We start from the raw sequence: 14,324 nt of genomic DNA on the forward strand, positions 1-14,324 counted from the left end.
GTGGACGGGGGCGGGAGGCGGTGACGTGGTGACGTCCGGAGGTCTGATGCTCCCGGGTGGCGGCGGTGAGCAGGGTGACCGGCACGTCGGGGAAGGTGCCCCCGCGGACGGACTGCCCAGCGTGGTCACCGTGGCGCCACCCCTGGAAATCGGGGCCGAGCTGGACTGGGACGCCGACGCGTGGGCCGAGGTGCGGACCCGCGCGCGCCGGGCCGGGCGGGCCTATGTCTGGCTCAATCTCGTCGAACAGCGGCTGCGCGCGGTGGTGAACGCGGTACTGCGCCCGATCTACGAACCCGTGCACGGTGACGAGTGGGTGGTCGCCGCGGCGGGTCCCGCCGGACACGAATGGGTGCAACGGGCCGTCGCGGTACGGGAGGTCAGCCGGCGCAAGGGCTTCCTGCTCGACCCGGCGGACGACAACGTGCTCAGTTTTCTGACCCTGCCCCAGTTGCGGGAGCTGGTGGTCCAGCACTGGCCCTGCTTCGAGCCCTACTACGACGACCGGCGCGACCTCGAACTCGCCCTGGACGAGCTGGAGGTGACCCGGCACGTCGTCTCCCGGAACCGGGCGCTGTCCAGGACCGTGCTCGACCAGGCCGAACGGGCCTGCGCCCGGGTGCTGGAACTGCTGGGCTCGGGACCGGCCCGCACGGCCGCCCAGCGGCTGCCGGTGGACGCCATGGAGGAACTGGTCGCCGACCGGTACGCCGACGTCATCGGCGTCTACCCCGACCGGGTCAGGCTCCAGCGCCAACTGCCGGTCGAGAACCTCTTCTCCGGCGCCCGGCGGCTGGACGCGGTCGGCATCGGGCTGAACCTGCTGGTGCAGAACTTCTCCGGCCGACGGCTGGTCCGGCTGGTGGAGTCCGGCTGCCGGGTCCGGCTGCTCTTCCTCAACCCGGCCAGCAGCGCCACCCGCCGCCGGGAGCGCGAACTGGGACTCGGGCGGGGTGAGTTGGGCCGGTCGGTGGAGATGAACATCATGCACATGCGCCGGGTGCGGGCCCGGCTGCGCGACCAGGGGGCCTTCGAGATCCAGGTCTTCGACGAGACCCCGCGTTTCACCGCGTACCTCGTCGACGGGGACAGCGCGGAGGGGCTCGGCGTGGTGCAGACGTATCTGCGGCGGGCGCGCGGCATGGAGGTCCCGGTGATGGTGCTGCGCGGCGGCGCGCGGCGGGTGGTGGCCGGCGACCGCCCCGCCGAGACCGGACTCTTCGACGTCTACCGCGAGGAGTTCGAGGGCATCTGGGCGGATTCCCGCCCCGTCTCCTGACACCGCCGCACGGCTTGCCCCGTGCCCCGATTGTCAGTGCCCCGCGTGATGATTGCGGAGCAAGGCACGCACGGGGGAATCAGGTGGGAAGGACTCGCCATGGCATGGCACGAGGATCTGCTGGTCGGCTTCGACCTGGAGACGACGGGGACGGATCCCCGGCAGGCGCGGATCGTGACCGCGGCGGTCACCGAGGTGAAGAGCGGCGAACCGGTGCGGCACCGGGCCTGGTTGGCCGATCCGGGCGTCCCGATCCCCGCGGAGACCACGGCGATACACGGCGTCAGCACCGAGCGGGCGAGGACCGAGGGGCGTCCGGCGCCCGAAGTGGTCGCGGAGGTCGCCGACGCCCTGCGGGGGTACTGGGCCGCGGCCGTCCCGGTCGTCGTCTACAACGCGCCCTTCGATCTCACCCTGCTGGACCGGGAGTTGCGCCGTTACGCGCTGCCGCCGCTGGTGGCGGCCGGCGGGTTCGCCGGACCGATGCTCGACCCGCTGGTGATGGACCGCGCGCTGGACAAGTACCGCCGGGGCAAGCGCACCCTGGAGGCGGCCTGCGGTGTCTACGGGGTGACGCTGGACGGGGCGCACGACGCGGGCGCCGACGCCCTGGCCGCGGTCCGGGTCGCCCGCGCGCTGGCCGCGCGCTATCCGCAGGCGGGCGGGCTCGATGTCCTGGACCTGCACACCGCCCAGCGCGACTGGTACGCCGCGTGGGCGGCGGACTTCGCCTCCTGGCTCCGCAAGAAGGGCTCCGCCGACCCCGATGTGGACCCGTCCTGGCCGCTGCGCACCGACCAGGTCGCCCTTTCCTGAGGGGGCGGCTCGCCGAGGCTGACGGGCCGGCAGAAGAGGCCCGTAGCCGCGGGGGCCTCGGGGCCGCCGGGACTGCGCAAGTCATTGACCGGAGCCACGCCAGTCAATAACGTCATCGACGTTATAGCGGATTGAAACGTTTCATTCACCTATCAGCGGTACCGGCCGGCCGCCCAGGTGGTTCATCCAGGTTCTCTCTCCCCACGGAGCTGACCATGATCACTGAACGGCGTGTCCGCTGGCGTCGCCGCGCCATCGCGGCCCTGAGCTGCGCCCTCGCCCTCCTCGTCGGCGGGCCGGCCTGGGGGCCGGCCGCCACCGCCTCGGCCGCGGAACCGGCCGCGAGCACCCCCTGGCCCACCGCACCGAACTGGCAGAGCTACGTGGAGACGCCGTCCAGTGCGACGGTCTGCCCGACCACGGTGACCAGCACGTCCGGCCCCGTCACCGGGGCGCAGAACTTGGTGTGCGGCGGATCGGGCACCGCCACGCTGACCCTGGCCCAGGGCGGCGCCACCCCGACGATCGTGCTCGACTACGGCAAGAACGTCGGCGGGGTGCCCTACTTCGACGTCCAGGCCGAGTCCGGCTCACCCACGCTCCAGGCGGGCTACAGCGAGGCCCAGCGGTATCTGACCGCGACCGGCGACGGCGCCGTCCCCTGGGCGCAGGGCGACCCCGCCCGGCACGACGCGTACACCGTCGCCGCCCCCGGGACCATCACCAACCGGTACGAGCAGGGCGGCGAGCGGTACGAGGAGATCACCCTCACCTCGCCCGGCTCCGTCTCCCTGAGCGCGGCGGGCCTGCGCTACAACGCCGACCGCACCACCGCCGACGGCTACCAGGGCTACTTCGTCTCCAGCTCCGACGAGCTCAACAGGATCTGGTACGACAGCGCCTACACCGCGCAGCTCGACTCCGCGCCGGCCGGCGCGCTCACCGGCTCGTGGTCGGTCACCGGCGGCGTGCTCGACAACTTCGGCGGCAACGCCGGCCTGCTCAAGCAGGGCTCGACCTGGACCGACTACACGACCACCTTCGACACCAGGATCGTCGCCAACCAGGCCGGCTGGGTGGTCCGCGGCCAGGACGCGAACAACGGCTATGTGTTCATCCTGAACGCCGCGAACGACACCGCGGGCACGCCGAACACCCTCCAGGAGTTCGATCTGCACGACGGGACCTACACCAGCGTCGGCACCGCCCCGCTGCCCGCCAGCCTGACCACCGGCACCTGGCACACCGTCACCACGACCACGTCCGGCGGCACGGTCACGGTCTCCGTCGACCGGACGAAGGTCGCCACCGTCGACACCACGGCCTTCCCGGCTGGCACCCGGACCTACCCGAGCGGCACGGTGGGCCTGCGGGAGTTCAACGGCGAGGAGGCCGACTTCCGCGATCTGAGCGTGGTCTCCGCCGCAGGCGCCACCCTCTACGGCAACCCGCTGAGCGGCACCGCGGCGCTGGCCGACTTCAACGTCCCCGGCGTCAACGCGCTGCCGTCCATCCTCGACGGCGCCACCCGCGACCGGGCGATCTGGAGCGGGGACATGAACATCGAAGGCCCCAGCGTCTTCTACTCCACCGGCAACGCCGCCTACCTCAGGGGAGCGCTGCAACTCCTCGGCAGTTACCAGCTCTCCAGCGGCTTCGTGGCCGGCGCCGAGCCACCGCAGACGCCCCTGCACACCGGCGCCCCGATCGCCGGCACCACCGGCAGCTACTCCGCCTCGTACTCGATCTACTGGCTGCTCGGCCTGGCGTCCTACTACCTCTACACCGGCGACACCGCCTTCATCCAGCAGGAATGGCCGATCGTCCGGAGCGAACTCGCCTGGAACGCCGGCCGGCTCGACGGCAACGGACTGCTCACCACCACCGGTGACGACGGCGCCGACTGGGACTTCTACGACGCCGACAAGACCGGCGAGGTCACCGAGTACAACGTGCTCTACTACCGGGCACTGACCGACGGCGCGCAACTGGCCACCGCGGCGGGCCAGAGCGCGCAGGCCGCCGCCTACACCCAGCAGGCGGCCGCACTGAAGACGGCGATCAACGCCCACCTCTTCAACAGCGCCACCGGGCTGTACCTCATCAGCGACACCCAGCCCACCGGGGTCGCCCAGGACGCCAACGCGCTCGCCGTGCTCTACGGGGTCGCGCCCGCGGCCAACAGCGCCTCGATCCTGGCGGCGGTCAAGACCAAGCTGTGGACGAGCGCCTACGGCCCGCTGCCCTTCTCCGCCGACACCGCCGACCGGCCGGTGGTCAGCCCCTTCATCAGCGGCTACGAACTGCTGGCCCGGCTGGCGAACAACGACACCGCCAACGCCGAGCAGTTGCTGTCCACCGTCTGGGGCCACATGATCACGGCGAGCGGCTACGCGACCGGCACCATGTGGGAGAACGTCTCGGGCACCGACGGAACCCCGGGCCTCGGCGCCGGCACCAGCCTCGCCCACGGCTGGTCCACCGCGCCGATCAGCGCCCTGTCCGGCTCGGTGCTCGGCATCCAGCCGACCTCACCCGGGTACGCCACCTGGTCGGTGCGGCCGCACCCCGGCGACCTGGCCTGGGCCGAAGGAAAGGCGCCGACCCCGCACGGGGCCGTGCAGGTGTCGTGGGCGGCGGAGCGCGGGGTCGGCCAGTTCGCGATGAGCGTCACCGCGCCCTCGGGCACCAGCGGCACCATCGCCGTTCCCACCGACGGCGCCGCCAGTCCGGTCGTCGCGGTCAACGGGCAGGTGGTCTGGAGCGGCGGCGCCTTCACCCCGGCCGCCGGGATCGGCGGCGCCCACCAGGACACCGACTACGTCTATCTCACCGGTGTCCAGCCCGGCACCTTCGTGGTCGCGGCGAACCCGGGCGGCCCGGCGCCGGCCGGCTACACCCTCTGCGCGCAGCAGAACGGCAGGTGCGCCTTCACCGGCACCCAGTCGGTGGCCTACGGCGCGGGCGGCGTCTACGGGTTCCGCACGGTCACCGGCGGCGCCTCCTGCGACGACGCGACGCTCGGCGACCCCGACTTCGGTTTCGTGAAGTCCTGCTATGTCGGCCCGGTCAGCACCGGCCCCGGCGGGTCGGCGTACTGCGCGGCGGAGAACGGCCTGTGCGCCTTCAGCGGAACGCGCACGGTCGCCTACGGCGCGGGCGGGACCTTCACCACCAGGTCGCTGAGCGGCGGGACGGCCTGCGCCAACGCGGTGTTCGGTGATCCGCTGCCGAACATGGTGAAGTCCTGCTATCTGCTGCCCGGCTGACGACTCGGTCGAGCACCCGGCCGAGCACCTGCCCGGCCTCGGTACTCCGGCGGGCCGCCGCCTTGTCCCTGACCCCCGCGCGGGGGTCAGGGACAAGGCGGCCGGGCGGCGGGTGCCGTGGGGTCCGGCCGTCAGAAGGAGTACCAGCGCACCGTCGGGTCGTCGGCGCGCAGGGAGGCGACCCGACGGCGGAACTCCACCCGGGCATCGGGGTTGGCGGGAGCGTGCTGGGCGACCCAGGCGCAGCCGGCCGTCTCGCGGGCGCCGCGCAGGGTCGCGCAGCCCGACCACTCCCTGACATCCCAGCCGTAGGCCGTGGTGAAGGCGTCATAGGCGGCCTGGTCGACGCCGTAGCGGTCGCGGCTGAGCGCCTGGACGACGAGGTCGTGCTCCCGCAGGTCGGAGGAGAAGGTCTCCAGGTCGACCAGCACCGGGCCGTCCGGGCCGATATGGACGTTGCGGGGGAGGGCGTCGCCGTGGATCGGCCCGCGCGGCAGATGCGGGACGACCGCGGCGGCGGCCTCGGCGAAGGCGTCCCTGCGGCGGCGCAGATAGGTCGCGTCGGCCGGGTCGATCGCCTCGCCGGCGATCCGCAGCCACCGCTCCACACCGCCGAGCAGATCACGTGGCGGCAGCCCGAAGTCCGGCTCGGGCAGCGCGTGCACCAGCCGCAGCAGCGGTGCCACGTCGACGGGTTCGGCCGGCCGCAGCGACTCCGGCAGCCGCTGCCAGTAAGTGATCGGATGGCCCTCGACCAGCCGCACCTCGGACTCCGCGGACCGCACCGCGGGCACGTCGTGCTTGGCCAGCCAGTCGGCGGTCCGCACCTCGCGGCGGGCCCGGTCCAGCAGATCCGCGCCCCGGCCGACCTTGATGACCAGCCGGCCCGCGGCGTAGACCGCGTTCTCCCCGAAGGAGAGCAGCTCGGCCGCCGGGTGCCCGGCGGCATCCAGTACCGCCCGGGCCCGATCCCGCGTGAACACCGCGTCCGCCATGCCGCCCCTCTCAGTCGTCCGCCGGTTCGTGGTCCGTCCGGCCCGCCGTCCGCTCCGGGCACATCCGCCCGCGACATCGGTCAGTCGGGCTGACCCGTCAAGTCTCCCATTGACCGGCGGGGGATGGGCGCCAGGTTGCGCGGTGATCCGCCGCGCATCCGTGCTCGGGGGGCGCGGATCACGGCCGCGGGTCCCGCCGGTGTCGACGCGAGTCCCCCGGAGCGGTCCCGGGCCGCCGGCGCGGCTCGAACGGTCAGGGGCGCCGGGGGAGTTCGGACGGCAGCCCGAAGAGGGGGAAGAGGCGCGCGGTGTCCAGGAACGCGTTGAGCCCGGTGATCCGGTCACCGGAGATCTCCAGCACCTGGAGCGCCCACGGGCGGTGGCCGCCGTCGTCACTCACCCGGTACTGGGCGAATCCCGGCGAACCGTTCGCCGTCACCGGCAGCAGCCGGGACCCGGCGCAGCCGATCCCGGTGCCGAGAAACCAGCCGCGTATGTCCTCATGGCCGCGCAGCCACAGGGGATAGGGCGGCATCGACAAGGTGGCGTCCTCATGCAGCAGACTGGTCAGGGAGTCCAGGTCGTACCGCTCGAAGGCGTCGACATAGCGGTCGAGCAGGGCCTGCCGCCCCTGGTCCATCACCGGTGCCGGCGCCGCCCGCGAGGTGTCCAGGCCGGCCCCGGCGAGGGTGGCCCTGGCTCTTTGCAGGGCGCTGTTGACCGAGGCGACGGTGGTGCCGAGCAACTCGGCGGTCTCGCTCGCCCGCCAGGCCAGCACCTCGCGCAGGATCAGCACCGCGCGCTGCCGGGGCGGCAGATGCTGGAGCGCCGCCACGAACGCCAGCCGGATCGACTCCCGCGCGACCACCACATCGGCGGGATCACCGGCCGACGGCACCACCCGCACGTCGGGGACGGGCTCCACCCACATCGACTCCGCGGTGGTGGCCGGCAGGGCGGCGTCGGCGTGCGAGGCGGGGGAGAGGTCCATCGGCCGGGCCCGGCGCTTGCCCGCGTCGAGGCTGTCGAGGCACACGTTGGTGGCGATCCGGTACAGCCACGAGCGCAGACTCGAGCGGCCCTCGAAGCGACCCGAGGCGCGCCAGGCCCGCACCAGCGTCTCCTGCACCGCGTCCTCGGCCTCGAAGGCCGAGCCGAGCATCCGGTAGCAGTACCCGGTCAGCTCGACCCGGTGGTCCTCAAGCCGCAGCTCCACCTCGTCGGCGCCCGGGCCCGCCGCGGCGCTCGCACTCTCCCGTACGGTCATGAAAACCACCGTAGCGGCGGCCACCGACAGTGCCCCTGTCCCGAACCGGGAAGGGGCACTGCGATCGGGTGAACCGCCAGCCCCGCGGGGCTTTTTCGCTGGTCGGGCGGTGATCGTGGTTGATCGAGGGGCGGTCGGGACGGTCGAGGGCGGTCGTGGACGGTCGGAGGGCGGTCAGACCCGGTCGGGGACGGGGCCGTGGGAGCGGTCGCCCGGATCCGAGCCCAGGCCGCCGTCCGGCTCGCGGCCCGGTCCGTGGCCGGGGTAGGGCCGGCCCGGGTGGGGCTCCCCGGCGGCCGGGGGCCGGGGCAGCTCCGACTCGTCGTGGGTCAGGTCGGGCAGCCGTTCCATCCAGCGCGGCAGGTACCAGTTGCGCTCGCCGAGCAGCGTCATCACGGCCGGCAGCAGCACACCGCGGATCACGGTGGCGTCGATCAGCACCGCGAAGGCCAGGCCGACGCCCATCTGCTTCATGCTCTGCATCGACAGGGTGCCGAAGATCGCGAACACCGCGACCATGATGACCGCCGCGCTCGTCACCACCCCGGCGGTGCCGGTGATGCCGTGCTCGATGGCGTCCCGGGTGCTGAGCCCGCGCATCCGGCCCTCGCGGATCCTGGACACCACGAACACGTGGTAGTCCATGCTCAGCCCGAACAGGATCACGAAGAGGAACAGCGGCAGCCACGCCACCACCGCGCCGGTCCCGGTCGCGCCGACCAGCGAGGCGCCCCAGCCGTGCTGGAAGACCATGGTCAGCACCCCGTAGGCGGCGCCCACCGACAGCAGGTTGAGGGCGATCGAGGTCAGCGCGATCGTCAGCGACCGGAAGGAGAGCAGCATCAGCAGGAAGGCGAAGACGGTGACGAAGGCGAACACCGGCGGCACACTGCTGGTGATCTTGTGGGTGAAGTCCATCGACTCGGCGGTCTCACCGGTGATCGGCGCCTGGAGCCCGGGGACCTTGCCGAGCGTGTCCGGGCGGACGTGATCGCGCAGGGCGACCAGATCGGCCTCGGCCCTGCCGTGGTCGATGCCGCCGGCCAGCGGTACGGCGATCTCGGCCACGTTCTGCCGGCTGTGCACGACCACGGTGACCGGGCCCTTGCTGGCGCCGGAGGAGACCGCTTCGGCGCGGAAGTCCGCGATGGCTTTCCGTACCCCGGGCGCGTTGATCGCGTCCGCCCTGACCACGACATGCGCGGGGTCGGGTCCGCCGGGGAAGGCGGCGTTGATCCGGTGGTAGGTCTGGATGATCGGCAGACCGCCGCCGAGTTCCTGATCCAGCGACAGATTCGCGGTGTGCATGCCGAAGGCGGGCAGCGCGATGGCCACCAGGGCGCCGCCGGCCAGCAGGGTGGCGGCCTTGGGGTGGCGCAACACCGGGCGGAGCACGGTCCGCCAGAAGCGGCCGCCGCCGGCCGGCCGCACCGCCCCGGCCTTCGCGGCCCGGCGGTTGAGGAACGGCAGACGGCCCTTCTCCACCCGCTGCCCGAGCAGCGACAGCAGCGCGGGCAGCACCGTCACCGAGCCGAACATCGCGATGGCGACCACGATCATGGTGGCCACGCCCATCGCCTCGAAGTCGCCGATGCCGGTGAAGAGCATCCCGGCCATGGCCACGATCACGGTGACGCCCGAGATCAGCACCGCCCGTCCCGAGGTGGCCGCGGCGATCCGCAGCGCGGTGCCGGCGTCGTGCCCGGCCTGCCGCTCCTCGCGCTCCCGGCGCAGGTAGAAGAGGCAGTAGTCGACGCCGACGGCCAGCCCCACCAGCAGCATCACCGAGTTGGCGGTGTCGCTCATCGGGACCCGGTGGCTGACCAGCGCCACCACGCCGGAGGCGCCGAGGAAGGCGGTCATCGCCAGGAGCACCGGCAGCAGCGCGGCGACCAGCGCGCCGAAGGCGATCAGCAAGATGGCCAGCGCCACCGGCACCGCCGAATACTCGGCGGTCTTGAAGTCGTCGCCGAAGGCGCTGTTCAGGGTTTTGTCGGCGCTCGCGTCGCCGAACTCCTCGATCCGCAGGCCGGTGTGGTGACCCTGGACCGTGCCCACCGCGTCCAGCACCGGCCGCACCCGGTCCGCGGCGTCGTCCGCCGCGCCCCGGATGTCGAACCTCACCAGCGCGCTGCGGTGGTCGGCGGAGATCGCGCCGGTGTCGTAGGGGGAGGTGACCGCCGTGACCTGACCGGTCGCCTTGACCGCGATGATGACGTCGGCCACCGCCCCCCGGAAGGCCGGGTCGCTCGTGGTGCCGCCGTGGGCGGTCGTCTGGACCAGGACCATCTCGCCGGCCGCGTTGTCGAGCCCGGCGTCGTCGATGATGGTGGCGGCCTGCTTCACCTCGCCCGGCATCGCCCGGTTCTCGTCCACATCGGTCCGGCCGACCGCCTGCCCGATGGCCATGGCCAGCACGACGAAGAGCAGCCAGCCGCCGACCGCCGCCCAGCGGTGGCGGGCGCTCCAGCCACCCATCGCCGCCGCGATGCCCATCTTTCTGCCGTGTGCGCGTGCGCGACTCACGGGTCCCCCTCGAAGGATCGTCGTGGGTGGCGGCCGACTGCCGCTCCGTCCACCTACGACGCTAGGGGCGCCGCCCGCCCCGACCCATCCGGCCTGCCGGTGACTCGACCCCCGGGGTCCACCCCCCGCGAGGTGGGGGAAACCCCACCCCCAGCCGGCGATTGCCCCCTACACCGACGCGCCGGCCGCGCTCAGTCCGGCCGGCCGCGCGGCTGCGGCGGATGCAGGGTGAAGGCGGCGGAGTTCAGCGAGCGCCGCATCGCCACCGCCACCGGGCGCTCGACGAAGCGGTGCAGCAGATACGCCAGCACGATCAGTCCCGCGGTCGTCGTGCCCACCAGCAGCCAGGGGTCGACCCGGTCGCCGTAGGTGTGGGCGATCGTGATGCCGATGGTGTCGTGGGTCAGATAGAGCGGGAAGGTCATGGTGCCGGCCACGGTCAGCCAGCGGCCTTTGATCCACCGCGTCCAGCCGAGCGCGATCGCCGCGAGCAGCAGGAAGAACACACTCGTCACCAGGACCAGCCAGCCCCGCCAAGGACTCCAGGTGCCCCAGTTGTTGCGGCCCCCGCTGGCGGCGAGCAGAAAGTGCAGGGCCAGCAGCCACGACATCGCCACGATGCCCCACAGCAGCGGTGTCGACCGGTAGCGGTACATCAGGTAGAAGGCCATCCCGGCGATGAAGTACGGGGCCGAGGTGGGGTTGGCCAGCAAGGTGAGCAGCGGGATCCGGGCGGCGGGCGCGAGTACGGCGGCCACCGTCCACAGCCCGCAGAAGATCACCACCCGCCGGTAGCTGAGGCCCTTCCACACCACGACCGCGAAGGTGAGGTAGAAGCACAGCTCCGGCCAGAGCGTCCAGTAGACCGGGTCCAGGTCGTCCACGCCCAGCGGGGTCTGGAGCATGGTGAAGTTGCCGAAGAGCAGCCTGGGGTTGGGATGGCCGAACGGACCGTCGGTCAGATAGATGACGCAGGCGGAGACGGTGATCGCGATCCAGTACATCGGGTAGAGCCGGGTGACGCGGGAGATGAAGAAGTCGCGGGGTGTGCGTCCCCAGGCGCTCATACAGATGACGAAGCCGCTGATGAGGAAGAACAGGTCGACGCCGAGCCGGCCGAAGGCGAACCAGCGGTGGGCGGTGGGGAAAAGGTCCTGGTACGGGCGTCCCCAGACGTCGATCGTGGCCGCGGGCGTCTGGCCGACGAAGTGAAAGAGCACCACCGACAGCGCGGCCAGGAAGCGCAGGCCGTCCAGCGCGGCCAACCGGTCCTTGTGCGCCGCCGGACGCGCCGCCGGACGCCCGGCCGGACGCGCCGCGACCCGCTCGGGCACCGCGCTCCGGCCGCCGTCAGGGGCGGCGGGCGGGCCGCTGCCCGGTATCTGCTCGGCCTGCGCCATGTCCTCACCACTTCACCGTCATGGGTCACCTGACCAACTCAGGAACCGTTGACGAGGTGACCGGTGAGCAGAGGAAAGGGTTGCCTCCTGGCGGCTTTCCGACGGCTTTTTGGCGGAACCCCGGTCACCGCCGGGCGTCCGCCGGGCGTCCGTCGGGTGGACCCGGGCAGGTCGGTCCGTCCCCGGCCGGCCCTCAGGCGATCGCCGGGCGGCGGGCGGGGTGGAGCGCCTCGTCGTACCGCGCCAGCAGCAGGCGGGCCAGCTCCGGCGCCGGGCCCAGGACGGGGGCGAGGATGTCGGCGCCGGCCGCGCGGGCGCCGTGGCCGATCCGGTCGGGGAGGAAGCCGGGCGCGATCACATAGGGCGCGACCGCGATCCGGCGGACGCCTTCCGCGCGCAGCGCCCGTACCGCGTCCTCGGTGCGCGGCGGCGAGGCGGAGGCGAACGCGGGGACGACCGCGCGCCAGCCGGTGCGCCGCCACTGCCGGGCGATCTCCGTGATGACCGCCCGCGCCTCCGGGTCGGAGGAGCCGGCGGACGCCAGCACCACACCGGTCGAGCCCCGGTCGGCGGCCGCCAGCCCGGACTCCCGCAGCCGCCGCTCCAGAGCCGCCGTCAGCAGGGTCGAGGGGCCGAGCACCTCGGCGGTGGCCAGCCGCAGCGAGGGCGCCGTCGCCGCGCACGCGCGCAGCACCGCCGGGATGTCGGTCTTGGCGTGGAAGGCCCTGGTGAGCAGGAGCGGCAGGGCGACCGCGTGCCGTACCCGGTCGGCGGCGAGCCGCCCCACCGCCTGCGCCACCGACGGCACACAGAAGTCGAGGAACGCGGTCTCCACCCGCAGCCCCGGCCGGGTCGCCGCCACCAGCCCGGTCAGCGCGCGCACCGTCTCGGCGTGCCGCGGGTCGCGGGAGCCGTGCGCGATGACCAGCAGCGGGGGCGGCGCGCCCGGCGCGCCGTGGCCGCGGGGCCGGTGGCCGGCCGTGGGTCGAGGGGTCACTGGCTGCTCGCGGACAGGCCCCGGCTGCGCAGCACCCAGCGCTCCAGCGGGCTGAAGACGATCTGGTCGATGGCGATGCCGACCAGCAGGATCAGCAGGATGCCGAGGAAGACCCCGGCCATGTCCGAGCCCTCCCGCATGTTCTCCAGATACCGGCCGAGGCCGACGCCGAGGTCGGGAGAGGACGCGATCAGCTCGGCCGCCATCAGGGAGCGCCAGGAGAACGCCCAGCCCTGCTTGAGGCCCGCGACGTAACCCGGCAGGGCGGCGGGCAGCAGGATGAACCAGGCACCCCGCACTCCGGTCGCGCCGATGGTCCGGCCGGCCCGCAGATACAGCGGCGGCACCTGGTCGATGCCGGCCACCAGGCCGTTGGCGATCGACGGCACCGCGCCCAGCAGGATCACCGCGTACATCGCCGAGTCCTCGATACCCAGCCAGATCACCGCGGCCGGCACCCACGCCACCGACGGCAGCGACTGGAGTCCCGACAGGATCGGGCCGATCGCGGCGCGAACGAACGGCACCCGGGCCACCACAAGACCCAGCGGGGTGCCGATGGCCAGCGCGGCCAGGAAGCCCAGCAGGCCGCGCTCGACGCTGGTCCAGATGATGGTGAACAGGTCGCCGGCGTTCCAGCGGGTGACCAGCTCCTCCCACACCGCGTGCGGGCTCGGCAGCTTGGTGGGGTCGGTGACCTTGCCCCAGACCGCGAGCTGCCACACCACCAGCACCAGCAGGACCGCGCTCAGCGGCGGCAGCACCCTCTTCAGCAGCGTCTGCCCCAGCGGCACCCGCTTGACGACGATGGTGTCCAGCGCGTCCAGGCCCGCTTCGAGCCCGGACAGGTCCAGCTCCTCCGCCCGCCGCGCGTCCGCCGCGCGGGAATCCGCCGAGCCGGCCGATCCCGCCAAGCCCGCCGGGTCGGCCCCGCCGTCCGTGCCGCCGCCGGTCACGCTGCCGGTCTCAGTGCTGGCCATGGCGACGGATCTCCCCACGCAGTTCTTCGGTGATCTCGACGGACAGGTCCGCCACGGCCGCGTCCTCGATACGGCGCGGCTGCGGGATGTCGATGGTCCACTCGCGGTTGATCCGCCCGGGCCGCGACGACAGCAGTACCACGCGCTGGGCGAGCCGCACCGCCTCCCGGACATTGTGGGTGACGAACAGCACCGACAGGTCGGTCTCCGACCAGATCCGGGTCAGTTCGTCGTGCAGCACATCGCGGGTGATGGCGTCGAGCGCCGCGAACGGCTCGTCCATCAGCAGCAGTTGGCTGTCCTGGGCGAGCGCCCTGGCCAGCGCCACCCGCTGCCGCATGCCGCCGGACAGCTCGTGCACCCGCTTGCCGTACGCCCCGCCGAGCCGCACCAGGGCGAGCAGCCGCTCGGCCTCCGGCCGCCGCTCCTCGCGCGGCACGCCGCGCAGCCGAAGCGTCAGTTCGATGTTCTTGCCCGCGGTCAGCCACGGGAACAGCGCGTGCTCCTGGAACATCAGGGCCGGCCGGCCGCCGGGAGCGGTGATGCTCCCGGCGGTCGGCTCATCGAGACCCGCGACCAGGTTCAGCAGCGTCGACTTCCCGCATCCGGAGGCGCCCAGCAGGCAGACGAACTCACCGGGCCTCACGTCGAGCGTGATGCCGTCCAGTACGAGCTGCTGGGCGCCGGGCTTGCCGAACGCCTTCGACACGTGATCGAGCCGGGCCGCGTACGCGGCGGCCTCCCCGCTCCGTACGGCTGCGCCGGTGAGGGTGTCGGCCATGGGTGTCACCTCCT

10 protein-coding genes are annotated in these 14,324 nt (G+C 72.9%); 3 read left to right on the forward strand and 7 right to left on the reverse strand.

Annotated elements, in window-relative coordinates:
- The first annotated feature begins 28 nt into the window (after positions 1 to 28).
- The 3 genes from OG519_RS27165 (at position 29) to OG519_RS27175 (ending at position 5,364) form a co-directional block, all read left to right on the forward strand.
- Complete coding sequence (locus OG519_RS27165; RefSeq protein ID WP_405593041.1) at positions 29 to 1,279, forward strand: SAV2148 family HEPN domain-containing protein; 1,251 nt, start codon at positions 29 to 31, stop codon at positions 1,277 to 1,279.
- A 99-nt stretch (positions 1,280 to 1,378) separates the two neighbouring features.
- Positions 1,379 to 2,095, forward strand: a complete 717-nt coding sequence (locus OG519_RS27170) for a 3'-5' exonuclease (protein ID WP_405589092.1) — start codon at positions 1,379 to 1,381, stop codon at positions 2,093 to 2,095.
- 215 nt (positions 2,096 to 2,310) lie between these two features.
- Entirely contained in the window at positions 2,311 to 5,364 is a 3,054-nt protein-coding gene (locus OG519_RS27175; protein WP_405589094.1) for an alpha-L-rhamnosidase C-terminal domain-containing protein, read from the forward strand.
- 131 nt (positions 5,365 to 5,495) lie between these two features.
- Here OG519_RS27175 and OG519_RS27180 read toward each other — a convergent pair whose 3' ends face one another.
- From OG519_RS27180 to OG519_RS27210, 7 genes are all read right to left on the reverse strand, one after another.
- Positions 5,496 to 6,359, reverse strand: a complete 864-nt coding sequence (locus OG519_RS27180; protein WP_405589097.1) for an aminoglycoside phosphotransferase family protein — start codon at positions 6,357 to 6,359, stop codon at positions 5,496 to 5,498.
- Between the two features lie 253 nt (positions 6,360 to 6,612).
- The gene (locus OG519_RS27185) at positions 6,613 to 7,626 is read right to left on the reverse strand and encodes a sigma-70 family RNA polymerase sigma factor (RefSeq protein ID WP_405589100.1); all 1,014 of its coding nucleotides are present in this window, start codon (positions 7,624 to 7,626) and stop codon (positions 6,613 to 6,615) included.
- Between the two features lie 174 nt (positions 7,627 to 7,800).
- The gene (locus tag OG519_RS27190; protein WP_405593043.1) at positions 7,801 to 10,122 is read right to left on the reverse strand and encodes an MMPL family transporter; all 2,322 of its coding nucleotides are present in this window, start codon (positions 10,120 to 10,122) and stop codon (positions 7,801 to 7,803) included.
- A gap of 221 nt (positions 10,123 to 10,343) precedes the next feature.
- Positions 10,344 to 11,552 carry an acyltransferase family protein gene (locus OG519_RS27195; protein ID WP_405589103.1) on the reverse strand — a complete coding sequence of 403 codons (1,209 nt, stop codon included), beginning with the start codon at positions 11,550 to 11,552 and terminating at the stop codon, positions 10,344 to 10,346.
- 193 nt (positions 11,553 to 11,745) lie between these two features.
- Positions 11,746 to 12,549: a sirohydrochlorin chelatase gene (locus tag OG519_RS27200; protein WP_405589106.1), complete on the reverse strand. Its 804-nt coding sequence runs from the start codon at positions 12,547 to 12,549 to the stop codon at positions 11,746 to 11,748.
- On the reverse strand, positions 12,546 to 13,529 hold the full coding sequence (locus OG519_RS27205) for an ABC transporter permease (RefSeq protein WP_405589109.1): 984 nt from the start codon (positions 13,527 to 13,529) through the stop codon (positions 12,546 to 12,548). The genes OG519_RS27200 and OG519_RS27205 overlap by 4 nt, the downstream gene beginning before the upstream one ends.
- Positions 13,516 to 14,310 carry an ABC transporter ATP-binding protein gene (locus tag OG519_RS27210; RefSeq protein WP_405589111.1) on the reverse strand — a complete coding sequence of 265 codons (795 nt, stop codon included), beginning with the start codon at positions 14,308 to 14,310 and terminating at the stop codon, positions 13,516 to 13,518. Before OG519_RS27210 ends, OG519_RS27205 begins: the two co-directional genes overlap by 14 nt.
- Positions 14,311 to 14,324: the final 14 nt, after the last annotated feature.

This window comes from Streptomyces sp. NBC_01190, from assembly GCF_045039895.1.
Taxonomy (GTDB): Bacteria; Actinomycetota; Actinomycetes; order Streptomycetales; family Streptomycetaceae; genus Actinacidiphila.